The sequence below is a fragment of the Mesorhizobium shonense genome (genome assembly GCF_040545255.1).
Lineage (GTDB): Bacteria > Pseudomonadota > Alphaproteobacteria > Rhizobiales > Rhizobiaceae > Mesorhizobium > Mesorhizobium shonense.
The window spans coordinates 69104-94857 of the sequence record NZ_JBEPLM010000005.1; the positions used below are offsets into that span (position 1 = coordinate 69104).

Genomic DNA, 25754 nt, shown 5'->3' on the forward strand with positions numbered 1-25754 from the left:
CCTCGCCGGTGACGATCTCATTTACTACAGGCTTGGCACGCTATCAGGCGGACGCAGGAACGTAAAGGGAACAAAACCCTGAGCTACCGGCCGGATCCAGGATCGTTCTCCAGCAGGATCGGCTTGCCGTGCGGGGTGGCATGCGCGGCACGCTCCCAGGCGGCCGCGAGCGCATCGACCTCGCCTTTGCCGGCAACACCCTTTGACAACAGCAGCTTTTCCAGCGCCGCAAGCCAGTGCTCGTAATAGTCGTGGCCGTCGCTCGCGGCGTCCGGCTGCTTCACCTCTGCGGACAGGACCTCCGCCCATTCGCTCCACGAGAACAGGCCCTTGTCGTGCAGCGCGACCGTCATGGCGAAAGCCTCCGCCTGCCATGGCTCGGCGAACACCGGTTCATCGAAAATGGCTGGAACTTCGCCCTCAGGCTGGCTCAAGATAGCTCTCCCAGGCATCGATCGAGACAGCAAGCGTCGGGTCGGCGCCCTCGCCCCAAATCTCGGCCCCATCGAAGACCACGGTGTAGACCCATTGCGGGTTCTCGCCCTTGCCATGCGCATTGCTGTCGGGAAAGACGAAGCCGTCGCGCACGGCCTCGATCGTCCCGTTCTTGCCGCGCGCATAGCGCGGCAGGCGCGTGTGGCCGGTGGGGTTGAAATTCTTAGTCCGTACCCGGTCGCCCGTCCGGAAGCGTGCCGGCGCGGCGACCGGCCGGTCGCACGGCCCACCCTTGGCGAGCACGGCCGGCACGTCCGCCGCCTTCAGCAAGCGCTTGGGTGTCGCCGCCGGATCAACCGCTTTGCCGGCCGTGAGGTCGCTCTGCGTGATGAAGCCATGGCGCTTCAGAAGCACTTCCAGCGCCTTGATCCAGATCTGATAGTAGCTCGACGCGTAATAGTCGGCCGGATGCAGGGATTCCCGCGCATGCCGGCTCTCGTCGATGTTCCAGGCGCCCATGGCGCCGGCGGCAAGCGTCACGCCGAGCGCGCGCTTCTCCCACTCGGCGTGGAAATAGGGCTCGTCCATTTCGGGCGCGACCGGTCCGAAACCCATCTGCCCGCCGAGATCCTGCGGCCCGTTCATTCAGGCTCCTTCGCCAGCGCCGTGCCGATCATCGCGTCGCGGCTGACCAGGCCGGCGAGCTGCTCCTCGCTCCAGCCCTCGGTGCCTTTCGGTCGCATCGGCACCACCAGGTAGCGAAGCTCGGCGGTCGAATCCCAGACGCGGATATTCTTGTCCGCCGGCAGCGTCAGTCCGAATTCCTGGAGCACGCCGCGAGGGTCGATCACCGCGCGTGAGCGGTAGGGCGGCGCCTTGTACCAGACCGGCGGCAGGCCGAGCACCGACCACGGATAGCAGGAGCAGAGCGTGCAGACGATCAGGTTGTGCGTGTCCTTGGTGTTGAAGACGGCCTGCATGTGCTCGCCCTGGCGGCCGGTATAGCCGAGCGATCCGATCGCCGCCGTCGCGTCGCGTTTCAGCCACTCGGCATAAGCCGGATCGTTCCAGGCCTTCGCCACCACTCGAGCGCCGTTGCGCGGACCGACCTTCGTCTCGTAGGTGTCGACGATGACGTCGATGGCCGTCGGGTCGATCAGGCCTTTTTCGGTGAGGATCGTCTCCAGCGCGCGCACGCGCGCCGCAAACGGATCGAGCTCGTTGTCGTGGTCATGATCGTGGGACATCACACCAGACTAGGATCGCCGGCACGATGCCGCAAGCACGAGACCTTGGGCCAAGCGGCGGCGGCCTGGATTTTTGTTTTTGAAGCACGGTCTTCTCCGAAAAGTCTGCAACTTTTCGGAATCATGCTCTTTGTCTTGAAGCATGATCTTCTCCGAAAAGTCTGCAACTTTTCGGGATCATGCTCTATTCGGCGGCCACCTTTTTCGGTTCGGCTTCTTCCTCGGAATCGAACAGCGAGGGCTGATCGGCAGGCTCGACCGCGTGCAACGCCGGCCGGCTCTTCTTCGACGAGAAGCCGAGCAGCCAGCCGGAGAAGTTTTCGAAGTAGACGTAAATCACAGGCGTGACGAACAGCGTGAGCGCCTGCGAGGCGAGCAGGCCGCCGACCACGGCGACGCCGAGCGGCTGGCGCAGTTCGGCGCTGGCGCCGGTGCCGAGCGCGATCGGGAACGTGCCCATCAGCGCTGCCAGCGTCGTCATCATGATCGGCCGGAAGCGCATCAGGCAGGCTTTATGGATAGAATCTTTGGCTGACATGCCCTGTCGCCTGAGCTCCAGCGCTACGTCGACCATCATGATGCCGTTCTTCTTGACGATGCCGATCAGCATCAGGATGCCGATCACCGCGATGACCGAGAGGTCCATGCCGGCGAAGCGCAGCGCCAGCACCGCGCCCAGCACCGCCGACGGCAGGCCGGTGAGGATGGTGAGCGGATGGATGAAGCTCTCATAGAGCATGCCGAGCACGATGTAGATCGTCAGGATCGCGCCGCCGATCAGCAGGCCCTGGTTGGCGAGCGAATCCTGGAAGGTCTTGGCGGTGCCGGCGAAGCTGGTCGAGATCGCCTTCGGCATGCCGATCTGCTCTTTCAACTGGTCGATGCGTGTCACGGTGTCGCCGAGCGACACGCCCTGCGGCAGGTTGTAGGAGATCGTCACCGCCGGCAACTGGCCGAGTTGGTTGACGGTCAGCGCGCCTGCCGTGCGATCGACATGGGCGAAAGCGCCGAGCGGCACGAGGCTGCCGCTCGCCGTCCTCACCTGGATGGCCAGCATCCGCTCGGGCGACCATGCAATCTTCGGGTCGAGCTCTGTGATGACTTCATAGCTGTCGGCCGAGCCAAAAATGGTTGAGACCTGATCGGTGCCGAAACCGCCATAGAGGGCCGAGCGCAGCGTGCTGGTGTCGATACCGAGCTGAGCGGCCTTGTCGCGGTCGACGACCAGGCTCGCCTGCAGGGCATTGTTCTGCAGATCGCTGGTGACGTCGGTAAAGGTCGTGTGGTCCGCCGCCATCGCGTCATCGAGCTTCTGCGCCCAGATATCGGTCTGGCCGGTATCGAGGCCCTGGACCACGAGCTGGTAGGCGCTGGCGGACGAGCGCGAGCCGAGCCGCAGATTCTGCACCGGCTGCATATAGGTCTCGATGCCCGCGACGCCCGCCAGCTGCCGCCGCAGGTCCGAAAGCACCTTCTCGATGTTGGGCCTCTGATCCTTGGCCTTCAGCTGCACGTAGAGCTGGCCCTGGTTCAGCGCGTTGTTGCCGCTACCGGCCGACCAGGCCACATGCGCAACGTAAGGCGAATGCGCGAAGACGTTCGCCACCTGGCCCTGCAGCTTCACCATGGCGTCGAAGGAGATGTCCTGCCGGGCCATCGTCGTCACCGAAATCTGGCCGATGTCCTCCTGCGGGAAGAAGCCCTTCGGCGAGGCTTGGATCAGCCAGACCGACGCCGCGGCCGTGCCGATGAAGACGAGGAACACGAAGAAGGTGTGCCGCAGGCAGAAGCTGAGCAGCCAGTTGTAGCCGCGCGTGAAGAGGTCATGGCCGTGGCCTTCGCTATGCGCCTCGCGGTCGGCCTTGGTCACCGACAGCAGCCGCGAGCACAGCATCGGCGTCAGCGTCAGCGACACGAACATGGAGGCCAGTATGGCGACCGTCACCACGACGGCGAATTCGTTGAAGATGCGGCCGATGACGCCACCCATCAGAAGCACGGGGATGAACACCGCCACTAGCGAGATCGAGATCGAGATGATGGTGAAGCCGATCTCGCGCGCACCCTTGAGCGAAGCGTCGAAGGCCGACAGCCCGTCCTCCTCCATGTGGCGGAAGATGTTTTCGAGCATGACGATCGCATCGTCGACGACCAGGCCGACCGCAAGCGTCAATCCCATCAGCGAGATGTTGTCGATCGAGAAGCCGAACAGGAACATCGCGCCGAGCGTGGCGATCAGCGAGATCGGCACCGCCACCGCCGGGATGATCGTCGCCGTTACCCTGCGCAGGAATACGAAGATCACCATCACCACCAGGGCGATGGTCAACAACAGCGTGAACTGCACGTCGTCGACGGCCTGGCGGATCGAGGTCGAGCGGTCGTTGAGCAGCTTGATGCTGGCGGCGCCCGGCATCTGGTCCTGGAAGGACGGCAGCATCGCCTTGACCTTGTCGACGACGTCGACGGTGTTGGCATCAGGCTGGCGCTGCACGGCCATGATGATCGCGCGGGTACCATCGTACCAACTTGCGGTGGTCGTGGTCTGCACCGAATCGACGACGCGCGTCACCTCGCCCAGCCGCACCGGGTGGCCATTCTTGGTGGCGATGATCAGGTCGGAGAACCCGGCGGCGTTGTCGAGCTGGGTATTGGCGGTGATGGTGAGCTGCTGCTTGTTGTTCTGCAGCACGCCGAGCGGTGTGTTGCTGTTGGCCGACGCGATGGCCGCCTGCAGCTGATCGATCGAGATGCCGCGCGCGGCGAGCGCGGTCGGATCGATCTGGATACGCACCGCATATTTCTGCTGGCCGAAGATCGACACCTGCGCCACGCCGTCGATGGTCGACAGCGATGGCGAGATGACGTTCTCGGCGAATGCGTCGAGGTCGGTCAGCGGAACCGTGTCGCTGACCAGCGACATCAGCAGGATCGGCGCGTCGGCCGGATTGACCTTTCGATAACTCGGCGGCGCGGTCATCTCCGGCGGCAGCGATCTTTGCGTGCGCGCGATCGCGGCCTGCACGTCCGCAGCCGCCGCGTCGATGTCCCGGTTGAGCACGAACTGGATGGCGATCGAGGTCTGGCCGAGCGAGTTTGTGGTCGAGATCGAATCGATGCCGGCGATGGTGGAGAACTGCTTGATCAGCGGTGTCGCCACCGACGTCGCCATGGTTTCCGGCGAAGCGCCGGGCAGCTGGGCTGAGACGTTGACCACCGGGAATTCGGCGCTCGGCAGCGCCGCCACCGGCAGGAACTTGTAGGCAAAGATACCGCCCAATACGAGGGCGAACGACATCAGCAGCGTGGCGACGGGCCTGCGTATGCAGAATTCGGAGATCATGGCCGCGCCTGGCCCGCCTTGTCGGCTTCCGCGACCTTGGGGGCGACCTGACCGCCGTTGCCGGCGGCCTTGCCTTCGTGGACGGCGGCGCCGTCCTTCAGCCTGGTCTGGCCTTCGACGACGACCTTTTCACCGCTCTTCAGCCCCTGGCTGATGGCGCTGTTTTCGCCCTCCGTCAGCGCGACCTCGACCGGCCGCATCTCGACGGTGTTGTCGGGCTTGACCACATAGACGAAGGAGCCCTTCTGGCTGGGCTGCACAGCGACCGTCGGGACCGACGTCATTTGCGGCATCGTTCCGGCGTCGAGCACGACGTTCACATACTGGCCGGGCCAAAGCGAAAGATCGGAATTCGGTATGCTCGCCCGTGTGGCGATGGTGCCGGATGCGGTGTCGACGCTGGAATCGACGAAGTCGAGCGTGCCCTTGCCGATCGGCGTCGGGTCGCCGTCCTTGATCAAGGTGACGGCGCCCTGCTGCGGGTTCGCCAGCGCCTTGTGCAGCAGCGCCAGATTGCTCTCCGGCAAAGTGAAATTCACCTGCAGCGGGTCCATCTGCGTGATGGTGACAAGCGGCGTCGTGCTGCTTGAGTTGCCGTTGCTGGTGGTGACGAGATCGCCGACTGATACGTTGACCGCTCCCAGCCTGCCGGAGATCGGCGCGGTGATGGTCGCATAGCTCAACTGCACGGTGTCGGAATCGATCGTCGCCTTGTCGGCGTCAATGGTCGCGGCAGCAGCCTTTTGCGCCGCCAGCGCCTGATCGTAGGTCTGCTGCGTGCCGGCCTGCTTGGCGACGAGGTCCTTGGCGCGCTGGAGGTCGGCCGCGGCGCTGACCAGCATCGCCTGGTCCTTGACGAGCGTCGCCTGGTCCTTGGCGAGTTGGGCTTTCAGCGCGCGGTCATCGAGCGAGAAGAGAAGATCGCCGGCCTTGACCATCTGGCCGTCCTTGACGGCGATCGACACGATCTGGCTGGAGACACGGGCATTCACGCTGACCACCGATGGCGAGGAGACGAAGCCGATGGCGTAGCGGCGGATCGGAAAATCGGCGGTCGTCGCGGTTGCAGAAAGGATCGAGGCCGAACGCGCGCCGCCACTGCCGCCGCCCTTCGGATTGTCCGATGCCTTTGCCGTCTTGTCCGCACTGGCCGCGCCGGCCTGCTGGCCCGAAATTAATTGCTGGACCTTGCCCAAGATCGCAGGCGAAAAGTAGAGGCCGCCACCTGCCAGGCAGGCCAGCGCAACGACTGCAAGAGCGATTTTTCCGCGCATCGACACCATGCCCTCTACCAGACACGCCGAACCCGGTGGTCTTATTCTAGCTCGATTCACGGCGCCTTGCCGCGATTTTCGCCGAATAGATAGGGCAAGGCTTTGGCGGAAAAGGGCCAAAACGCGCCATTACGAAGATTTAATGTGCACTGCACAATCGCTGTGCAGCCAGCTAACGTGCCGTGCCGGCCCCTCGCATCAGGTTGAAAATGACCTTAGCGGAGCATCGGCCAGAGCGTCGCCGCCAGCAGCACACCCATGGCGATGTTGAACCATTTCAGGCGCACGGGATCCGACAGGAAGCCGCGCAGCGCCGTGCCGAACCCGGCCCAGACGGAGACGCTGGGCAGGTTGACGATGGTGAAGGCGATCGAGATCAACGCCACCGAGACGAAGGGGTGGTCGGGGTTGGTATAGACGGCCATGGCGGTGATCGCCATCACCCAGGCCTTGGGATTGACCCATTGGAACGCCGCGGCGTCGATGAAGCGCATCGGCCGCGCCTCCGCTCCTTTTCTGTCGCTCATCGAGCGCGACATGGCGATCTTCCAGGCGAGGTAGAGCAGATAGGCGGCGCCGGCGATCTTCAGCGCCGTGTGCAGCGTCGGAACCGCCGTCAGCACCGCGCCGAGCCCGAAGCCGACGGCCAGCAGCAGGACCAGAAAGCCGATGCTGATGCCCAGCATGTGCGGAACCGTCCTGACGATGCCGAAATTGACGCCTGAGGCGAGCAGCATGAGGTTGTTCGGCCCCGGCGTGATCGAAGTCACGAGGGCATAGACCAACAGGGCAAGGAATGCGTCGAGCGACATGTTATCCTCCCAGATATGTCAGTCTTATTGTCCTTTTTTGGCGGACACGCAAAAGCCACCGACGGGCGACTGCCGGACCAGAGAGAAGATTGAGACGGTGCGAGCGATGCTCGCCGGGCTCACATGCCCTGCGGGCCGCGGTTCATCGCCGCCACACCGGTGCGGCAGATCTCGACCAGGCCGAGCGGCTTCATGATGGCGATGAACTGATCGAGCTTCGAACCCTTGCCGGTGATCTCGAAGATGAAATGCTCGGTGTTGGCGTCGATGACGCTGGCGCGGAACGCGTCTGCGAGCCGCAGCGCCTCGACCCGGGCGTCGCCGGTTCCGGCGACCTTGACCAGCGCCAGCTCGCGCTCCAGCGGCCGCTCCTGGCCAAGCTCGTGCGAGCGGACGGTCAAATCGACCACGCGGTGCACCGGCACGATGCGCTCGAGCTGGTGTTTGATCTGTTCGAGCACATGCGGCGTGCCGCGCGTCACGATGGTGATGCGCGACAGATGCTTCTCGTGCTCGGTCTCGGAGACGGTAAGGCTCTCGATGTTGTAGCCGCGTCCCGAGAAAAGGCCGATGACGCGGGCAAGCACGCCCGGTTCGTTGTCGACCAGCACGGAAAGCGTGTGCGTTTCCGGCTTCTCGGTTTCCTTGGCGATGAAATAGGCGGAGCCGGTCGGCTGAAGCTGTGCGTTCATGACGTAAATCTCGATTTCAAACTCTTGATCTAAAACTCTGTTTCCACACGGCTTCCAGCCGCAAATCGCCGCCAGCGGCTACACCAGTTCCCTGCCCTTGGCGTCGATGGCGTTGGCCACCGCCTCGTCGGTCGCCTCGTCCGGCAGGAGCATCTCGTTATGCGCCTTGCCGGAAGGGATCATCGGGAAGCAGTTGGCTAAAGTCGCCACGCGGCAGTCGAACAGCACCGGCTTCTTGACCGAGATCATTTCCTTGATCGCGTCGTCCAGTTCGTCCGGCTTGTCGCAGCGGATGCCGTGGCCGCCATAGGCTTCCGCCAGCTTGACGAAATCAGGCATCGCCTCGGTGTAGGAATGCGACAGCCGGTTGCCGTGCAGCAGCTGCTGCCACTGCCGCACCATGCCCATATACTGGTTGTTGAGGATGAAGATCTTGATCGGCGCCTCGTACTGCACCGCCGAGCTCATCTCCTGCATCGTCATCTGCACGGAAGCATCGCCTGCAATGTCGATGACCAGCGCATCCGGATGCGCGATCTGCACACCGAGCGCGGCCGGCAGCCCGTAGCCCATGGTGCCCAACCCGCCCGACGTCATCCAGCGGTTCGGCTTGTCGAAATGATAGTGCTGCGCCGCCCACATCTGGTGCTGGCCAACCTCGGTGGTGATGTAGGTGTCGAGGTCCTTGGTCAGCGCATAGAGCCGCTGGATGGCGTATTGCGGCATGATCACGTCGTTGTTCATCTTGTAGGCGAGCGAATCCCGCGCGCGCCATTTCGCGATCTGCTCCCACCACGGATAGAGCGCCTTCTTGTCGGCCTTGGCGGTCGCCCGCCACAGCCGCACCAGATCCTCCAGCACGCGACCGACATCGCCCAGGATCGGCACGTCCGTATGGACGTTCTTGTTGATGGAGGACGGGTCAATATCGATGTGGATCTTCTTCGAATTCGGCGAAAACGCGTTGAGCCGGCCGGTGATGCGGTCGTCGAAACGCGCGCCGATGCAGAGCATCACGTCGCAGTCATGCATGGCCATGTTGGCTTCATAGGTCCCGTGCATGCCCAGCATGCCGACCCAGTTCTTGCCCGAAGCCGGATAAGCGCCGAGGCCCATCAGCGTCGAGGTGATCGGGAAGCCGGTGAGATCGACCAGTTCGCGCAGCAGATGGCTCGCCTCCGGGCCGGAATTGATGACACCGCCGCCGCTGTAGATGATCGGCTTCTTGGCGCCAGCCATCAGCTCGACGGCAGCCTTCACCTTCTCCAGATCGCCCTGGACCTTCGGCTGGTAGCTGGTGCGCGGCGCCGTCTGCGGCGGCACGTAGATGCCCTTGGCGAACTGCACGTCCTTCGGAATGTCGACCACGACCGGACCGGGCCGCCCGGTGGTCGCCACATGGAACGCCTCATGGATCGTGGCGGCGAGATCGTTGACGTCCTTCACCAGCCAATTGTGCTTTGTGCAGGGCCGCGTGATGCCGACCGTGTCGCATTCCTGGAACGCGTCGGAGCCGATCAGCGAGGTCGGCACCTGGCCGGTGAGACACACCAGCGGAATGGAATCCATCAGTGCGTCCTGCAGCGGCGTCACCGCATTGGTGGCGCCGGGGCCGGACGTCACCAGGAGAACGCCGGCCTTGCCGGTCGAGCGGGCGTAGCCTTCGGCGGCATGGCCGGCGCCCTGCTCGTGCCTGACCAGGATGTGCTCGACCTCGTCTTGTTGGAAAATTTCATCGTAGATCGGGAGAACGGCGCCGCCCGGATAGCCGAAGACATGCTTGACGCCGTTGTCCTTCAGCGCCTGCACCACCATTTCGGCACCTGTCATTTCGCGCCGCTCGTTCTGTCCGTTGCTCATCGGTCTGGTCCCGTACTGTCCGCCGTCTGGCGATTTGCTGGTCGTTTAGTTGGGTTTTGGGCAATAAAAAAGGCCCCCGAGGGAGCCTGTGGGATGCGCATGGGAGGTTTTCGCCCGGCGGTTACACCGCCTTGCCCACGCGCCAGCCTACGAGAATGAGTGCTGTTTTCATGGCCGCGGACACTAGAGGCGGGTACGGCAGCCTGTCAACGGCAAAAATGACACCTCTGGGCCCCTTGCCGGTTCAAGCCATTGAAAACGCGCCAAACTATTGGAGGGCGTGACGCCTCGCAGCTTTTGCCGAAATACTTTGCGGGTGCCGGAAACCCAATCCGGCGGCGCGCTCACCCAAGAAGCGATCCAAACCCGGAGGAAACTGATGCTCGAGAGGACACCCACCACCAAGGCGCAGGCGCTGCTCGATAAATTCGGCAAGGCGCTGGAGGCCGGCGACATCGATGCTGCCGTCAACTGCTTCCAGGAGGACTGCTACTGGCGCGACCTCGTCACGTTCACCTGGAACCTGAAGACGATGGAGGGACGCGGCCAGGTCCGCGACATGCTGCAGGCGATGCTGGCCGACATCAAACCGACCGGCTGGACGGTGGCCGAAGGCGAGGAAGCCACGGAGGACGGCGGCATCACAACGGCCTGGGTCACTTTCGAGACCGGCGTGGCGCGCGGCTTTGGCCTTGTGCGGTTTAAGGGCGACCTGATCTGGACTCTGCTGACCACCATCGCCGAGTTGAAAGGCCACGAGGAGAAGGCGGGCTTCACCCGCCCGCTCGGCGCCAAGCATGGCCACGGCAAGGGCCGCAAGACATGGCGCGAGGAGCGCGAAGATGAAATCGCCGAACTCGGCAACACTCGGCAGCCCTATGTCGTCATCATCGGCGGCGGCCAGGGCGGGATTGCCCTTGGTGCTCGGCTGAAGCAGCTCGGCGTGCCGACCATCATCGTCGAGAAGAACGAGCGTCCAGGCGACTCCTGGCGCAAACGCTACAAGTCGCTCTGCCTGCACGATCCGGTCTGGTACGATCACCTGCCCTATATCGACTTTCCGAAGAACTGGCCGGTCTTTGCGCCGAAGGACAAGATCGGCGACTGGCTGGAGATGTACACCAAGGTAATGGAGCTGAATTATTGGAGCTCCACCACCGCGAAATCCGCCGCATATGACGAGAAGGCCAAGGAATGGACCGTCGTCGTAGAGCGGGACGGCAGGGAGATCGTGCTCAAGCCGAAGCAGCTGGTGCTGGCGACTGGCATGTCCGGCAAGGCGAACTGGCCGAAATACAAGGGCCAGGACATTTTCAAGGGCGAGCAGCAGCATTCCTCGACCCATCCCGGCCCGGACAAATACCGCGGCAAGAAGGTTGTCGTCATCGGCTCCAACAACTCCGCGCACGACATCTGCGCGGCGCTGTGGGAAGCAGGCGTGGACGTGACCATGGTTCAGCGCTCGTCCACGCACATCGTCAGGTCCGACACGCTGATGGATATCGGCCTCGGCGCCCTCTATTCCGAGCAGGCGGTCGAGAACGGCATGACGACCCGAAAGGCGGACATGATCTTCGCCTCCCTGCCCTACCGCATCCTGCACGAGTTCCAGATTCCGCTCTACCAGCAGATGAAGGAGCGCGACGCCAAGTTCTACGCGGATCTGGAAAAGGCCGGCTTCATGCTCGATTGGGGCGATGACGATTCGGGTCTGTTCATGAAGTATCTGCGCCGCGGCTCCGGCTATTACATCGACGTCGGCGCGTGCGACCTCGTCATCGACGGCTCGATCAAGCTCAAAAGCGGTCCAGGTGCTGGAGTGCAGGAACTCACCGAAACCGCTGTGAAATTCGTCGACGGCACCGAACTGCCGGCCGATCTGGTGATCTACGCCACCGGCTACGGCTCGATGAACGGATGGGCCGCCGACCTCATCTCACAGGAAGTGGCGGACAAGGTCGGCAAGGTCTGGGGTCTCGGCTCCAACACCACCAAGGATCCCGGCCCGTGGGAAGGCGAGCAGCGCAACATGTGGAAGCCGACGCAGCAGGAAGCGCTGTGGTTCCACGGCGGCAACCTGCACCAGTCGCGCCACTACTCGCAGTATCTGTCGCTGCAGCTGAAGGCCAGGCAGGTCGGCGTGCCGACGCCCGTTTACGGATTGCAGGAGGTCTACCACCGGGCTTGAGGCCGGACGCTTTCCACACAGGGTGGAAGCCCGGCCGCGGGCTTCCATCTATCCTGCCTTGAGCTTCGGGCAGGCCCATATTGTCGCGACTTGATGGCTATCGATCTTTGCCTATCCGCTTCCAGTAGATGAGCGTGCCGGTAAGGCCGCCATGCGGCCTGAGCGCATAGTCCGGGATCTCGCCGGTCAGCGTGAAGCCGAGTTTTTGGTAAAGCCCGGCAGCCCCCTCCTCGCGCGCGGTGTCCAGCACCAGCAGGGTACGTCCCTTCTCGACGGCAAAGTCCTCGGCGGCTCGCATCAGGCCGGTCGCGGTGCCTTTGCCGCGATAGTCGAGGCGAGTCATCAGCTTGGCGATCTCGGCACGGTGCGGCTGGTTGGGCGGGCAATCGAGAAGCAGCGTGACGGTGCCGACAAGCGTCTCGCCATCCCATGCGCCGAGCACCGCCCTTTCTCCACGTGCGGCGGCATCCAGCGATTTGCGCCAGAACGCATGGGCCGCATCGGGCGACAGCGGATGCAAGAAGCTCACCGATCCGCCGGCGGCGACCGTCTCGATCAGCAGACCGGCCAGCATCCCGCGGGTTTTCGCGTCGTTGCTCAACGCCCGGATTTCAAGGGAGTTCATGTCGGTATTCTCCAGGTGGTGAGGTGTCGAGCCGCGGTCATTCGAAATGACTGGTCCGTCTTCGGCGGCGCGCCCGGCGGATTTCCGCGATGCGCTCGGCGTCGTCCTCGCTGAGGTGCCGCCCGCGCTCCAGGATCTCGAGCGTGTATTCCTCGTAGGTGAGGCCAAGCCGCTCGGCCCGCTCCAGCCGCATCAGCATGATGGTCTGGCTCGGCGCCTTCCAGGCCTTGTCATGGGCGTCGCGCCAGGCAAGGAAGATGTAGGCGCCGCCCTTGCCCCATGGCGGGCCTTCGTAATCGTCGAGAGGCGGCCCGCGATTGTGCGAGCGTCTCAGTCGGCGCGCCATGCGATCAGCCCCTGGCCAGCGCCACCAGATACTCGGCGGCTTCCGGTCCTGGCGCATGGAAGATGCAATCCGACGGCGCGCCGAGCGCCAGGCAGTCGCCTGGTTCGAGCTTGTGCACAACATCGCCTTCCGTGAAGTCGAGGCGACCGCCGATCAGCCAGATCTGCTGCTTGATGAAGGCATAGGACGCTGCTGGGAAACTCACCTTTGCGCCGGCCGGCAGACTGACCCGGATCAGTTCGAGCGGCATTTGCGAGGCCGGCGACAGATGGCGTCTTACATAACCGGTCGCAGGATCTCGCCAGACCGGCTGCTCGTCCTTGCGGGAAACGCCGCCGCCCTGCATTTCGGCGCGGGCGATCAGCGTCGACAGCGTCATGCCGAAGGCGGACGCAACGCGCACCAGGAGCGCCGCGGTCGGGCTTGTCATGCCGCGCTCCATGGCGCTCAGCATCGCCTTGGAAACAGCCGACCGGTCGGCCAGTTCGCCCAGCGACCATCCCCGCAAATCCCGCTCGGAGCGTATCCGCCTGCCGATGGTGGATGTGATGTCGTTCGATATATCAGCCATTTTTCCAATATATCGAAATCTCAACGCGACGAAAGAGGCTTTTCGATCGAATTTTCCCGGCCGGCTTAACAGGCTCTACACCATCCGACCTCACGCGACTTTAACTCCAATCCGATAGGGTCGACGCTCAGGGGAATGGGATCAGAGTCACCGATGTTTGTTGAACGCGAAGCCTCCGTTGGGGAACCGACCTCGCAGGAGCGCCGCAACATCCAACAAAACGACAAGCGCATTCTGGGCAACGTCGTGCAGTGCGACGGCGCGCGTGCCACCATCAGCGCCTATGCCGAGGATGCCGAAGGCACGGTCACCGGCCTGTGGACGGTCGGCAAGATGATCTCCATCAACCTTGGCGCGACGCGCACGGTTGGCCTTGTCTATGCGATCGGCAAGTCTGACCGTGCCTGGAGCAACGAGGGTCAGAACGCAATCGAGGTCAGCATCGAACTGATCGGCGAGGTGCGCGACGGTGCCGAGCCTGGCGCCAAGCCGGTCTTCGACCGCGGCATCACCACCTATCCGCATATCGGCGCCATTGCCCACCGCATCCGCAGCCGTGACCTGCAGGCTGTTTACGATCTCGCCGGCCGCCACTCGATCACCATCGGCACGCTGTCCCAGGACGAGGCGATCGATGCCAACATCGCCATCGACGACACGCTGGCGCGCCATTTCGCCATTGTCGGCACGACGGGCGTCGGCAAGTCCACGGCAGTCTCGCTGCTTTTGCGCAAATCGATCGAGGCGCGGCCGGATCTGCGCGTGCTGATCCTCGATCCCCACAACGAGTTTGCGGCCTCGCTTCCGGAATATTGCGTGAAGGTCGATTCCAAGACGCTCGACCTGCCGTTCTGGATGTTCAGGCTGGACGAATTCGCCGAAGTTCTGTTTCGCGGACGCGAGACCGAGCCGGAGGAAGTCGACGTCCTGCGCGACCTCATCCCAGCCGCCAAGAACCTCTACCGCAACCCTAGTTCCGGCAGCTACATCAGGCGCGGCAGCGACGCGCTGACGGCGGACACGCCGGTGCCTTACCGCATCGCCGATCTCCTCAAGCAGATCGACGAGCGCATGGGTCTCCTGGAAAGCAAGAACGACCGGCCGACCCTGAAGTCGCTGAGGACGCGCATCGAATCAGCTGCCTCCGACCCGCGCTACCGCTTCATGTTCAATTCGCGGCTGATCGAGGACACCATCCACGAGACGATCGGCAACATCTTCCGCGTGCCGAACCACGGGCGTCCGGTAACCTGTTTCGAGATGGCGGGCATGCCGTCAGAGGTCGTCAACTCCGTCTGCTCGGTGCTGGCGCGCCTCGCCTTCGATCTTGCCCTATGGAGCGAGGGCCGGCTGCGGCTGCTCCTGCTCTGCGAGGAGGCGCATCGCTACATGCCGGCCGATCCGCGGCTCGGCTTCGCGCCGACCAGGCACGCTTTGTCGCGCATCGCCAAGGAAGGCCGCAAATATGGCTGCTATCTCGGCGTCGTCACCCAGCGTCCGGGCGAGCTCGATCCGACCATCCTGTCGCAATGCTCGACCTTCTTCGCCATGCGGCTCGCCAACGAGCAGGACCAGGCGATCATCCGCTCGGCGATCGCCGATTCCTCGGCCTCGACGCTGGCCTTCCTGTCTTCGATGGGCCAGCGCGAGGCGATCGCCTTCGGTGAAGGCGTGGCGACGACCATGCGGCTCAAATTCGAGAAGCTGTCGCGTGAATTCATCCCGGGAACGGCCAAGCGCGAGCAGACCATGCCCGCGGAAGCCGGCGACGATGTCGACCTCGCCGGCATCGTCGAGCGGCTGCGCAACGTGCCGAAACCGCAGCAGGCCATGGCTTTCGCCGAGGTGGTCGACACCGGTCGCCAGGCCGGTGATCCCGACTACCGCAAGCCGCCCACGCCCCGCGTGCAGCCGGACGACGATTTCGACCTGCGCTACGGCCTGAAGCCCTCGACCTTCGGCATGCGCCAGCAGAACGACTGATCGGGCAACGGCGCAGGCACTGCCAAATTCCAAAAGAGAATTCATCAGGCTGAGCCGGATGGTGCCGTTTGCGAGAACCGGAGCGGACATTCAGTCCGTGAGCACCGGAAGCGCAGCAAACGGTGGCATGCGGCCGGCCTCATGAATTCATCTTCGGAATTTTAGGCGCAGACGCGGTTGCGGCCTTGCTTCTTCGCCTCGTAGAGCTGGCGATCGGCGCGGCGATAGAAGTCCTCCGCGCTCTCCTTGCGGTCCCAGACGGCCAGGCCGACGCTGGTGGTCACCTTCAGCCGCACATTGCCCGACAGGATCGACATGCTGGCGATAGCCTTGCGGATGCGCTCGGCGAACCGGGCGAGCAGCTCCGCGTCCATGTTGGGGGTGACCACGGCAAACTCCTCGCCGCCAAGCCGCGCCACCACGTCGTGATAGCGTGTCATGCCCCGCACGCATTGTGCGACGGCCCGCAGGACCTCATCACCGACATCGTGTCCATGTGTATCGTTGACCTGCTTGAAATGATCGAGGTCGAGGATCATCAGCCCCACCGGCTTGTCGATGCGGCCGAACTCGTCGAGATACTCCCGCAGCGCATCGTCGAAGTAGCGACGGTTCTGCATGCCGGTCAGGCCGTCGGTGAGAGCCGCCTGCTCGAGCGTTTGCGAGCGGGCGCTCAGCGAAACCGTCATGGCGCGCAGCTTGCCCTCTTCCCTCACCTGGCCGCGGATCAGCGGGTAGATGAAGAAGGTCCCGAAGAACAAGGCGGCGGCGAGCAGCGCACCGGTCAGGAATAGCAATTTGTTGAGATAGATGATCCTTTGGAGTCGCGACGCGGTGTCGAGGTCGGTCGCGATGTCCTGCAATTGGCCATAGGCGTGGAAGGTCACCAGGCCCGCGGCCAGGATCACGAAAATGAAGACAAAGAATGCGGATTCCGCCTTGTGAAAACGCATAACTCCCCGCGGGACCACGACCCATTGTCGTTATGGCATGCCCGGCCTTACGGACGGTTAACCCGGACAACCGTGGCGAGAAGCTGCGTTCACGATTCCAAGCCTCTGATTGAGATCGCGATCTACCGGTCCGGAGTTGCCGGTTCCTCGCCGGGGCGGAGCCTTTGCCACTCCGGTCCCAGTTGGTGCCTGAACCATGTCGCCTGACGCTTGGCATATTGGCGCGTGGCGACCTTGGCGCGCTCGATCGCTTCGGGGAAGCTCATTTGTCCGGCCAACGCGGCCTGCAGCTCCCGAACCCCGATCGCTTTCATCGCCGGCAGGTCCGGAGCGAGGTCAAGCGCCATCAATTGCCTGACCTCGTCCAGTGCGCCCTTGTCGAGCATCTGGTCGAACCGCGCCTCGATGCGCGCGACGAGTTCGCCGCGATCCGGCTCGATCACCAGGAAGCGCGCACTGCCGCGATCGATCAGCGGTTGGCCGCGCGCTGCCTGCCAATCAAGGATCGACCGTCCCGACGCGTCGAGCACCTCGAGCGCCCGCACGATGCGTTGGCTGTCGGTCGGCCTGAGCTGCATGGCGACAGCCGAATCCTCGCGCATCAGAATGCGATGCAGCCGTTCGGCCCCTTGTTCCTTGAGCTCATAGCGCCAGCGCTCGCGCACCGACGGCGGAATGTCGGGCATCTCCGAGATGCCTTCGGCTAAAGCGCGAAAATAGAGCCCCGTGCCGCCGACGAAGACGACCGGCCGCCCCGACAAAACACCTTCCGCAATAAGCCCGGTGACGTCGCGCAGCCAGGCGCCGGTGGAGTAGGCTGTCGAAGGATGCACATGGCCGTAGAGGAAATGCGGCACGCGCGCCATTTCCGCCGCACTTGGGCGCGCCGTCAGCACGTCGAGCACCGAATAGCCCTGCATGGAATCGGTGTTGACGATCACGCCGCCTTTGCGTTCGGCAAGATCGAGCGCCAGCGCCGACTTGCCGCTGGCCGTCGGCCCGGCTATCAGGATCGCGTTCTTCACGCGGCCCTCGCCCGCCTGTCTGCCGGAATTTTCGATGCCGCTGATCGCCACGCTTGTATCCCGTCCCGAAGACCGAAGAGTGTCGGCCTCGCTTGCGAATATGGCCTCGCGGGCGGCCGGCGCAAGCTCCGTTCATTGGCTAGCCGAAGGCGTTGCCTGCGATCTGGTTTTGCCGGAGACGCGCGACGTCGGCGTATTGACGGCCGATCTCCGCGCGGCATTGGCCTCCGAGCCGATCGATATCATCGTTCAACCGGCCGAAGGCAGGAGGAAGAAGATCCTGCTTGCCGACATGGATTCGACGATGATCGACCAGGAATGCATCGACGAGCTTGCCGACGAGATCGGCGTCAAGGAGCACGTCGCGGCCATCACGGCGCGATCGATGAATGGCGAGATCGCCTTCGAGCCTGCCTTGCGCGAGCGCGTCGCCTTGCTGAAGGGCCTCGACACGGCGGTGGTCGACCGCATCATTGCCGGCCGCATAACGCTGGCCGCCGGCGGCCGCGCGCTGGTGCGGACCATGCGCGCCAACGGCGCCTGGACCGCGCTCATCTCCGGCGGCTTCGACGTCTTCACCAGCCGCATCGCCGCGCTGCTCGGCTTCCAGGAAAACCGCGCCAACCGGCTGATCGAGGAAGATGGCCGATTCACCGGCACGGTGGCCGAACCGATCCTCGGCCGCGCCGCCAAGGCGGAGGCGCTGCTCGATATTGCGGCAAGGCTTGGCCTGGCGACGGCCGACGCGATCGCCGTCGGCGACGGCGCCAACGACCTCGACATGATCCGCCTTGCCGGCACCGGCGTCGCACTTCACGCCAAGCCGATCGTGGCGGAACAGGCAGGGTTCCGCATCGATCATGGCGACCTGACCGCGCTGCTTTATCTCCAGGGCTACCTGAGAGAGGAGTTCGTGCAGTGAAGCCGATCCGCACCGAGCGCCTCATCCTGCGCAACTGGGAAGAACGCGACCGCCCTCTCTTCCATCGCATCAACTCCGACGAGCGCGTTATGGAGTTCTTTCCGTTCCGTCGCGACCGCGCTACCGCCGACGCCATGATGGATGAGTTCCGGTCCTGGATCGCCGAGGATGGCTACGGCTTCGCCGCGGCCGAGATTGCAGAAACCGGCGAATGCATCGGCTTCATCGGATTGCTCGAAACGGAGGACATCGACACCCTCCCGGCCGGCACGATCGAGATCGGCTGGCGGCTGGCGCCGGAATTCTGGGGCAATGGCTATGTCACCGAGGCTGCCGAAGCCTGGCTCGACTACGGGTTCGAAACGCTTGGGCTGGACGAGATCGTCTCCTTCGCCGTCGCCGAGAACCATCGCTCCATCGCGGTCATGAAGCGGCTCGGCATGCGCGCCGATGCGGGCGCCAACTTCGATCATCCCGCCGTGCCGGACAGCCACCCTCATCTGAAGCGACATGTCCTCTACCGGCTGTCGCGCGAAGATTGGCAGGCGCGACGGCGCTGATCAGCGCCTCTCGGAAGGCCGCTCGTCGCCTGCCTGCGGCGGGCCGGCTGCGACCCGATCAGGAATTCTTGCAAAATCCTCACCGGATGCGTCCCGCGCCCGCTGGCGCAGGAAATCAGCCGCGGTCTCCATGGCGCCGACCTTTTGAGCCACTGCCGGACTCAGTCCATCCGGATCGTCACGAAGCGCAACTCGCCGCTCTTCGAGGCCAGCATCAGCAGCGCGTTCTTGCGACCCTGCTCCTTCAGCGCGCCGATCCGGTCCATGACGTCCTTCGGCGTGCCGACCGATTCCTGCGCGATCTCGGTGATCACCTCGCCCGGCTGGATGCCGCGCTCGGAGGCGGCCGAATCCTTGGCTACATCGGTGATGACCACGCCCGACACATCGGCTGCGATGCCGAACTTCTGCCGGGTCTGGTCGTTGAGCTCACCGACGGTCATGCCGAGCACGGAGGCCGTGGACACCGGAGGCGCCTTGTCGCCTTTGTCCTGATCGGTATTGCCGTTTTCGCCGCTGGCAAGCTTCTCGCCGTCCTCGAGCCGGCCGAGCGTCACCTTCACCGTCTGTTCGACGCCCTTGCGTACGATCACGACGTCGACTGCCTTGCCGACCGGGCTTTCGGCGACGACGCGCGGCAGGTCGCGCATTTCGTGAATGTCCTTGCCATCGAACTTGATGATGACGTCGCCGGCCTGCACCGAACCGTTGTCGACCGGACCGCCCTTGATGACGCCGGCCACCAGCGCGCCCTTGGCGGTCGCCATACCGAGGCTCTCGGCGATGTCGTCCGTCACCGGCTGGATGCGCACGCCAAGCCAGCCGCGCCTTGTCTCGCCGAATTGGCGAAGCTGGTCGACGACGCCCGCCGCAAGCTGCGCCGGGATGGAGAAGCCGATGCCGATCGAGCCGCCCGACGGCGAGATGATCGCCGTGTTGATGCCGATGACCTCGCCGTCGCTGTTGAACAGCGGGCCGCCGGAATTACCGCGATTGATGGCGGCATCGGTCTGGATGAAGTCGTCATAGGGGCCGGAGTTGATGTCGCGATTGCGCGCCGAGATAATGCCGACCGTCACCGTGCCGCCGAGGCCGAACGGGTTGCCGATCGCCATCACCCAGTCGCCGACGCGCATCTTGGTCGAATCGCCGAACTTCACGGCCGTGAGCTTGTGGCCCTTTGGATCGACCTTCAGCACCGCGACGTCGGTCTTGGTGTCGGTGCCGATAAGCGTCGCCTTCAGCGTCGCGCCGTCGGAAAAGTTCACCTCGATATCGTCGGCGTCGGCGATGACGTGGTTGTTGGTCACCACGATGCCCTGGTCGGCGTCGATGACGAAGCCGGAGCCCAGCGATTGCACCTTCTGCCCGCCGCCGCCCTTGTCGCCGCCGCGGTTCTTGAAGAAGTCGTCGAAAAAGTCCTGGAAGGGCGAGCCTTCGGGAAGCTGCGGCATCGGCACCGCGCCCGGCCCTTCGGTGCCTTTCACCGTCTGCGAGGTCGAGATGTTGACCACCGCGCCGAGCAGGCGGTCGGCGAGATCGGCGACGGAAGGCGGTCCGTCGGATGCGATCGTCGGCGTGACGAAGGACGGGACGGCAATCATGCCGACGACGAATGCGGTGGCGCCGGCGAAAAACGTGCGCCGTGCCGCGCGCAACAGGGTGTCGGATATCATCGTGGCCTCCCGGCGTTTCTAGAAAAGGAAAAGCGCTTCCGCAAAAGCGCCTGCCCAATCCATGTTGGCAAGAAATAAGGCACGTTTGCGGCTATAGCTATCGGCGAAACATAAATCGTCAATCGCCTCGGCACCAAGGAATTTCATCAGCCGCGGACCAGCCAGACGATGCCGACGCCGATGGCGATTGCAACCAATCCGCCGATCCGCAGCACATTTTCCGGCATCGACAGCACTTCCGTCGCGAGTTTCCGGGCCAGAGCGGGAAACCCGCCATAGACCAGGCCCTCGATGACGAGGACCAAGCCGATTGCCGCGAGAAAATCCTGCACCGCCCTACTGGGCGGTGCTGGGTTGCGTCGCAGGCGCGGCAGGTGCCGTCGCAGGCGCGGCAGGTGCCGTCGCAGGCGCGGCAGGTGCCGGGCCGGGGGCGGGCTTGCTTTCCGGATCGCGGAAGTAGCGGAAGAATTCCGACTCGGGCGACAGCACCATGGTCGTTCCGGTGCTGTCCAACGCCGTGCCGTAAGCGTTCATCGAGCGATAGAAATCGAAGAAGGCCGGATCGCGCTGGTAGGCTTCCGCGAAGGTGGCGCTGCGCTGTGCTTCGCCTTCACCGCGCAGGATCTCCGATTCTTTCTGCGCCTCGGCGATGATCTCGACGACCTCGCGGTCGGCCCGGGCCCTGATGCGCTGCGCAGCCTCGTTGCCGCGAGCTCGCAGCCGCTCGGCTTCCGCCAGGCGCTCGGCCTTCATGCGGTCGTATGTCTGCTGCGAGACTTCCGCCGTCAGATCCGTCCGGCGGATACGCACGTCCTCGATGTCGAGGCCGAGCGACGTCGCATCCGGGCGGAGCTGATCGCGCACCTCGCGCATCATGACACCACGCTCTTCGGAAAGTGCCGCCTCGAAGTCGCGCAGACCGTAGACGCGGCGGAGCGCTGCATCGAGGCGCGTCTTCAGCCGGGCTTCGGCGAGTTCCACCTGGCCCGACACGGCCGCGCGGAAGGTCCGCGGATCCGAAATGCGATAGGCGATGAAGGCGTCGACCTCGTAGAACTTGCCGCCGGAGACCTGGACGCGGATGTTGTCGAGGTCGAAGCGCATCACTTTTTTCTCGATCGTCTGAACGCTGTCGGCATCGAAGAAGGCGAATGGCGCTTTGAAGTAGATGCCCGGCTCGGTCTTGACGTCGATGATCTCGCCGAATCTCAGCACGATGGCCTGCTCGCCCGCCTTGACGACGAACACCGACGAATAGAGCAGGAACAGAAGGACGGCCGCGATGACGGCGACGATGGGAAGACGATTGGCCATCACTGGTTACCTCCCGTCATGGTGCCCATGGGGGCCGGCGCCGGCTGCGCCTTCGGCTGCAGTGCCGGCAGCGGCAGATAGGGAAGCACGCCCTGCCCGTTTCTTTGCTCGACGACGACCTTGTTCGAGTCCTTCAGGATCCTCTCCATCGTTTCCAGGTAAAGGCGCTTGCGCGTCACGTCGGGCGCCTTGGCGTATTCGTTGTAGACGGAGATGAAGCGCTGCGCCTCGCCTTCCGCCTCCTGCACGACACGGTTCTTGTAGGCGGCCGCGTCCTCGCGGACCTGGGCCGCCTCGCCACGCGCCTGGCCGAGCTTCTGGTTGGAATATTGGTTGGCCTGCTCGACGAACTTGTCCTCGTCCTGCTCGGCCCGCTGCACCTCGTCGAAGGCGTCGGCTACCTCGCGCGGCGGTGCTGCGTCCTCGATGGAGATCGCGTTGACTTGCAGGCCGGTCTTGTAGCCGTCGAGCGTGTTCTGGACGATCTCACGCACCGAAGTGGCGATACCCTGGCGATCGTCGCGGAAAATATCCTGCGCCGGGCGCCGGCCGACGACTTCGCGCATGGCGCTTTCGGCTACCTGCGTCAGCATGCCGTCGGGATCGGAGACATCGAACAGGTAGGCCCTTGGATCGGAAACCTGATAGGCGACCGAGAACTGCACATTGACGATATTCTGGTCGCCGGAGAGCATCAGCCCGGAGCCGCTGCTCGCTCCGCCACCGATGCTCACGAGTTGCTCGGAGATCTTGGCCGTCTCGACCGTTTCGATCGGCCACCAGTGGAAATGCAGGCCGGGTTGCGAAAGCTCCGCTTTCGGCTGGCCGAAGCGCAGTTCGACCGCAACTTCGTCAGGCTGCACGGTGTAGATTGCCTTGAAGGCCCAAAGCACGACGAGCGCCAGCGCGATCAGCCCTAAAACAGCTGGACTGGCGCCGCCGCCTCCCGGAAGAGCACGCCGCAACCTGTCCTGGCCGCGGCGGATGATGTCTTCGAGGTCGGGAGGCGAGCCCTGCGGGCCACTCGGCCCTCTCGGTCCCTGCCCCCAGGGTCCCTGATTGCCGCCGCCGCCCCATGGGCCGCCGCCACCGCTCTTGTCGTTCCAGGGCATGAATGTCCTTTCGCTTCGGTTCCCTCGGGCCTTGCGGCGCAATCCTAGCGCATGACCCCGAAAACCGATATCGGTTTTCGGAAAGGAATCACGCGCCAAATCAAAGTTTTACAGCAGCCTTTTGCGGGTCCGGTTGGACACGCGGCGCTGTAATATGTCGTTCTTCTATAGGGACGCCGTGACGCGCTTTCAACGCGGTCTGCCGCCCGCGCCGTCCGATTTGGGCCGGCAGCGACCCTTTGTCGTCGTCACCGACCGTCGCGCCGTCGCCCGTAGACGGTGTAACGCGTCGCGTGGCTGTCCTTTTCGCCTGCCGGGAAATCCTCGGATCGGACGATCCGCCAGATAGCCGGATCGATCGGCGGGAAATGCGCGTCGCCATCGACTTTGGCCAGTACATGGGTGACATGGAGGCAGTCGGCAAGCGGCAGGGCCTGGGCGTAGATCTCGCCGCCGCCGACCACGCAGATCTCCTCGGCGCCTGTCATGCAGCGGCCGCGCACCCTGGCCAGCGTGATCGCTTCGTCGAGCGAATGCGCCACCTCGATGCCGTCGGCGCGCCAGGTCTTGTCTCGCGTCACCACGATGTTCAGCCTGCCGGGCAACGGCCGGCCGATGCCTTCATAGGTCTTGCGGCCCATGATGATCGGCTTGCCCATCGTGTCGGCCTTGAAGCGCTTGAGATCGCTGGAAAGCCGCCAAGGCAGTCCGCCTTCGCGTCCGATCACGCCGTTCTCAGCAATGGCAACGTAGATCGCGATGTCCATCAGCCGCCGTTCCCGCCATTGTCCGAGGGCCCGAGCAGCAGGATGTCGATGTCGTGCTCCGGATAAAAATCCTTGGCCGTCATCTCGAACGTCGTCGGGCCGACCTTGCGGACATTGTCGCCGCAGAAGGAAACCAGGTTTTTGGGACTGCCCTTGTCGATGGTGAGCTTGAAATTGCCGATATTGCCTGACGCCCAGTTGCCGCCCGTGGTCAGGATATAAGCGATGCGGCTTTCGAAATATTTCGGATAACCGTCGGGATTTTCCTTCGCTGCCTTGCGCACCGCGTTCTCGAACGCGCCGTCCATGCAGTAGCGGGTCTTGTAGGTGCCGTACTGCCCCTGGAACTTGCCTTCATAATAGAAGCTGACCGAGGACGTGCCGCCGACGCTCGGCTTGTAGCGGTGCGAGACATGGACGGCCTTGTTGGCCGGGAAGGTCGAGCGCCACCAATAGGTCGAGCGCAATTGCCAGAACGGCGCGTAGGCGGTTTGCATGCCCGACCCGTCATCGGCAGTATCCTCGATGACGATGCCTCGGTTTTCCCAATCCTCGGCGACGGCCTTGGGCAGCTTCGCCAGCGCCGCCTTGGCGGCATCGCCGAACGGATAGAGCGGCACGTTCTGCGCCTTGAGGTCGGCGGTGATGTCGATGCCAAGCGCGAACGCCTTTTGTTCGAGCTGCGGCTTCGCGTCGGCGCCGTCGATCGTCACCTCGAAACCGAGGAAATTGTCCCTTTGCGCTTCCGGGATCGCCGGCATCTCGTTCGGGTCGCCTTCGATGTCCGGCATCGGAAACGCAACGATGGCGCTGACGTCCTTGTCCGTGTTGTTGCGGAAGACGTAGTCGACCGTCACTTTCTGTGGCGAGATGAAAAGGTCCTCGCTTTCCATGGCGACGGCATCGCTGCGCGACAGGATCAGCCCGCCGGTGCCGAGTTCGGCAACGGAATCGTTGGCAAGGGCCGGCGCGGCCAGCAATACCAACGCTGTGGTTAGGAAAGTGCGGAGCATGGATCCCCCTTTCGACGGCAATACCGGGACCATCCGGATGCGCTTCCATCTAGAGCAATTCCAGGAGAAGCAGGTAACGGTTTTCCGTCCGAAATTACCTAAAACAGATAGCTAGAGCAGTTCAGCGTTTCTACCAACCGCTGAACTGCTCTAGCCGTTTCAATGTAGTGTTTCAAAGCCCTCTGCGTTCGCACTCAGCTGCCTGCGCTGTCTGGACACCGGCCGCCCGATCAGGCAGGAGATCGCCTTATGCGCAAGCTTCTCGTCATCGGCATCGGCGCCGGCAATCCCGAACACATGACCATTCAGGCCATCAACGGCCTGAACCGGGCCGACGTGCTGTTCATTCCCGACAAGGGCGTGAGCAAGAACGAACTCGCGGAACTCCGCCGGCAGATTTGCGACCGCTTCGTCACCAATCCGAAATCGCGCCGGGTCGAATTCGATGTGCCGGTGCGGGCCGAGCCGACGTCGTCCTATCGGGTGACCGTCGACGACTGGCACGAGGCGATCGCCGAGATCTATGAGGGGCTGATCCGCGACGAGCTCGTAGAGGACGGCTGCGGCGCCTTTCTGATCTGGGGCGACCCTTCGCTTTATGACAGTGCGCTGCGCATCCTCGAGCGCGTGCGCCAACGGGGCAATGTCGGTTTTGAGCTGGAGGTTATCCCGGGCATCACCGCCATCCAGGCGCTTGCCGCGAGCCACGCCAGCGCGCTCAACCGCATTGGCGATTCGATCCTCGTCACCACCGGCCGCCGCCTCACCGAGGAAGGCCTGCCGACAAATGCCGGCTCCACGGTGGTCATGCTCGACGGCAAATGCGCCTTCAACACGCTGGCCGACAAGGATGTCTTCATCCAGTGGGGCGCCTATCTCGGCACGTCGGACGAGATCATCGTGTCCGGACGCCTTGGCGATGTCGGCGCCGAAATCGAGAAGGTCCGTGAGGAAGCCCGGCGGAAAAAGGGTTGGATCATGGACACCTATCTGCTGAGGAAGCCAGGGGAATAGGCAGTAGGCAGTAGGGAATAGG

Annotated in this window: 24 protein-coding genes; 5 read left to right on the top strand and 19 right to left on the bottom strand. The window is 63.8% G+C overall.

Translation table 11 applies throughout. From position 1 onward, the window contains the following. Positions 1-83 precede the first annotated feature (83 nt). The 8 genes from ABID26_RS15090 to ABID26_RS15125 all read right to left on the bottom strand — a co-directional run bounded on the left by ABID26_RS15090 (position 84) and on the right by ABID26_RS15125 (position 9663). On the bottom strand, positions 84-452 hold the full coding sequence (locus tag ABID26_RS15090) for a nitrile hydratase accessory protein (RefSeq protein WP_435528576.1): 369 nt from the start codon (positions 450-452) through the stop codon (positions 84-86). After that, positions 421-1080: a nitrile hydratase subunit beta gene (gene nthB, locus ABID26_RS15095; protein WP_292298664.1), complete on the bottom strand. Its 660-nt coding sequence runs from the start codon at positions 1078-1080 to the stop codon at positions 421-423. The genes ABID26_RS15090 and nthB overlap by 32 nt, the downstream gene beginning before the upstream one ends. Then, complete coding sequence (gene nthA, locus ABID26_RS15100; protein WP_292298662.1) at positions 1077-1682, bottom strand: nitrile hydratase subunit alpha; 606 nt, start codon at positions 1680-1682, stop codon at positions 1077-1079. Before nthA ends, nthB begins: the two co-directional genes overlap by 4 nt. Positions 1683-1866: 184 nt before the next feature. Further along, on the bottom strand, positions 1867-5025 hold the full coding sequence (locus tag ABID26_RS15105) for an efflux RND transporter permease subunit (protein ID WP_292298660.1): 3159 nt from the start codon (positions 5023-5025) through the stop codon (positions 1867-1869). Then, positions 5022-6299: an efflux RND transporter periplasmic adaptor subunit gene (locus ABID26_RS15110; protein WP_292298658.1), complete on the bottom strand. Its 1278-nt coding sequence runs from the start codon at positions 6297-6299 to the stop codon at positions 5022-5024. The genes ABID26_RS15105 and ABID26_RS15110 overlap by 4 nt, the downstream gene beginning before the upstream one ends. A gap of 215 nt (positions 6300-6514) precedes the next feature. Then, entirely contained in the window at positions 6515-7111 is a 597-nt protein-coding gene (locus ABID26_RS15115) for a LysE family translocator (RefSeq protein WP_292298655.1), read from the bottom strand. Between the two features lie 119 nt (positions 7112-7230). Then, complete coding sequence (ilvN, locus tag ABID26_RS15120; protein ID WP_059185300.1) at positions 7231-7803, bottom strand: acetolactate synthase small subunit; 573 nt, start codon at positions 7801-7803, stop codon at positions 7231-7233. Between the two features lie 78 nt (positions 7804-7881). Further along, entirely contained in the window at positions 7882-9663 is a 1782-nt protein-coding gene (locus ABID26_RS15125; RefSeq protein WP_126099493.1) for an acetolactate synthase 3 large subunit, read from the bottom strand. Between the two features lie 379 nt (positions 9664-10042). Between ABID26_RS15125 and ABID26_RS15130 the strand changes: the two genes are divergently transcribed. Next, positions 10043-11851 (top strand): NAD(P)/FAD-dependent oxidoreductase, encoded by a 1809-nt coding sequence (locus ABID26_RS15130; protein ID WP_292343439.1) that lies wholly within the window; start codon positions 10043-10045, stop codon positions 11849-11851. A 97-nt stretch (positions 11852-11948) separates the two neighbouring features. Here the strand turns inward: ABID26_RS15130 and ABID26_RS15135 are convergent, their stop codons facing one another. Genes ABID26_RS15135 through ABID26_RS15145 form a run of 3 tightly spaced genes read right to left on the bottom strand, consistent with a single transcriptional unit; the run spans position 11949 to position 13393 of the window. Beyond that, positions 11949-12476 carry a GNAT family N-acetyltransferase gene (locus ABID26_RS15135; protein WP_126099491.1) on the bottom strand — a complete coding sequence of 176 codons (528 nt, stop codon included), beginning with the start codon at positions 12474-12476 and terminating at the stop codon, positions 11949-11951. Between the two features lie 37 nt (positions 12477-12513). After that, the gene (locus ABID26_RS15140; protein ID WP_126099490.1) at positions 12514-12822 is read right to left on the bottom strand and encodes a hypothetical protein; all 309 of its coding nucleotides are present in this window, start codon (positions 12820-12822) and stop codon (positions 12514-12516) included. Between the two features lie 4 nt (positions 12823-12826). Next, positions 12827-13393, bottom strand: coding sequence for a helix-turn-helix domain-containing protein (locus ABID26_RS15145; RefSeq protein ID WP_126099489.1), 567 nt, complete (start codon positions 13391-13393; stop codon positions 12827-12829). A 153-nt stretch (positions 13394-13546) separates the two neighbouring features. Here ABID26_RS15145 and ABID26_RS15150 point away from each other — a divergent pair, with 153 nt between their 5' ends. Then, positions 13547-15376 carry an ATP-binding protein gene (locus tag ABID26_RS15150; protein WP_126099488.1) on the top strand — a complete coding sequence of 610 codons (1830 nt, stop codon included), beginning with the start codon at positions 13547-13549 and terminating at the stop codon, positions 15374-15376. Positions 15377-15537: 161 nt separating this feature from the next. On the opposite strand, the gene ABID26_RS15155 is transcribed toward ABID26_RS15150, so the two are convergent. Together ABID26_RS15155 and miaA are read right to left on the bottom strand one after the other, a co-directional pair. Then, positions 15538-16329: a GGDEF domain-containing protein gene (locus ABID26_RS15155; RefSeq protein ID WP_126099487.1), complete on the bottom strand. Its 792-nt coding sequence runs from the start codon at positions 16327-16329 to the stop codon at positions 15538-15540. Positions 16330-16451: 122 nt separating this feature from the next. After that, a complete protein-coding gene (gene miaA, locus ABID26_RS15160) occupies positions 16452-17399 on the bottom strand; it encodes a tRNA (adenosine(37)-N6)-dimethylallyltransferase MiaA (RefSeq protein WP_126102652.1) in 948 nt (315 codons plus the stop codon). Here miaA and serB point away from each other — a divergent pair. Then, a complete protein-coding gene (gene serB, locus ABID26_RS15165) occupies positions 17389-18276 on the top strand; it encodes a phosphoserine phosphatase SerB (RefSeq protein WP_126099486.1) in 888 nt (295 codons plus the stop codon). The genes miaA and serB overlap by 11 nt on opposite strands. Continuing rightward, on the top strand, positions 18273-18836 hold the full coding sequence (locus ABID26_RS15170; RefSeq protein WP_126099485.1) for a GNAT family N-acetyltransferase: 564 nt from the start codon (positions 18273-18275) through the stop codon (positions 18834-18836). The genes serB and ABID26_RS15170 overlap by 4 nt, the downstream gene beginning before the upstream one ends. A gap of 161 nt (positions 18837-18997) precedes the next feature. On the opposite strand, the gene ABID26_RS15175 is transcribed toward ABID26_RS15170, so the two are convergent. The 6 genes from ABID26_RS15175 to ABID26_RS15200 all read right to left on the bottom strand — a co-directional run bounded on the left by ABID26_RS15175 (position 18998) and on the right by ABID26_RS15200 (position 24718). Then, complete coding sequence (locus ABID26_RS15175) at positions 18998-20512, bottom strand: DegQ family serine endoprotease (RefSeq protein ID WP_126099484.1); 1515 nt, start codon at positions 20510-20512, stop codon at positions 18998-19000. A 146-nt stretch (positions 20513-20658) separates the two neighbouring features. After that, positions 20659-20844: a DUF2065 domain-containing protein gene (locus ABID26_RS15180; protein ID WP_278201846.1), complete on the bottom strand. Its 186-nt coding sequence runs from the start codon at positions 20842-20844 to the stop codon at positions 20659-20661. A gap of 4 nt (positions 20845-20848) precedes the next feature. Then, the gene (hflC, locus tag ABID26_RS15185) at positions 20849-21826 is read right to left on the bottom strand and encodes a protease modulator HflC (RefSeq protein WP_292298648.1); all 978 of its coding nucleotides are present in this window, start codon (positions 21824-21826) and stop codon (positions 20849-20851) included. Further along, a complete protein-coding gene (gene hflK, locus ABID26_RS15190; protein WP_292298646.1) occupies positions 21826-22938 on the bottom strand; it encodes an FtsH protease activity modulator HflK in 1113 nt (370 codons plus the stop codon). Before hflK ends, hflC begins: the two co-directional genes overlap by 1 nt. 248 nt (positions 22939-23186) lie before the next feature. Continuing rightward, a complete protein-coding gene (locus tag ABID26_RS15195; RefSeq protein ID WP_292298644.1) occupies positions 23187-23705 on the bottom strand; it encodes a dihydrofolate reductase in 519 nt (172 codons plus the stop codon). Beyond that, positions 23705-24718 (bottom strand): DUF4424 domain-containing protein, encoded by a 1014-nt coding sequence (locus tag ABID26_RS15200; RefSeq protein ID WP_292298642.1) that lies wholly within the window; start codon positions 24716-24718, stop codon positions 23705-23707. The genes ABID26_RS15195 and ABID26_RS15200 overlap by 1 nt, the downstream gene beginning before the upstream one ends. A gap of 249 nt (positions 24719-24967) precedes the next feature. Between ABID26_RS15200 and cobF the strand changes: the two genes are divergently transcribed. Next, positions 24968-25732, top strand: a complete 765-nt coding sequence (gene cobF, locus ABID26_RS15205) for a precorrin-6A synthase (deacetylating) (protein ID WP_292298640.1) — start codon at positions 24968-24970, stop codon at positions 25730-25732. Positions 25733-25754: the final 22 nt, after the last annotated feature.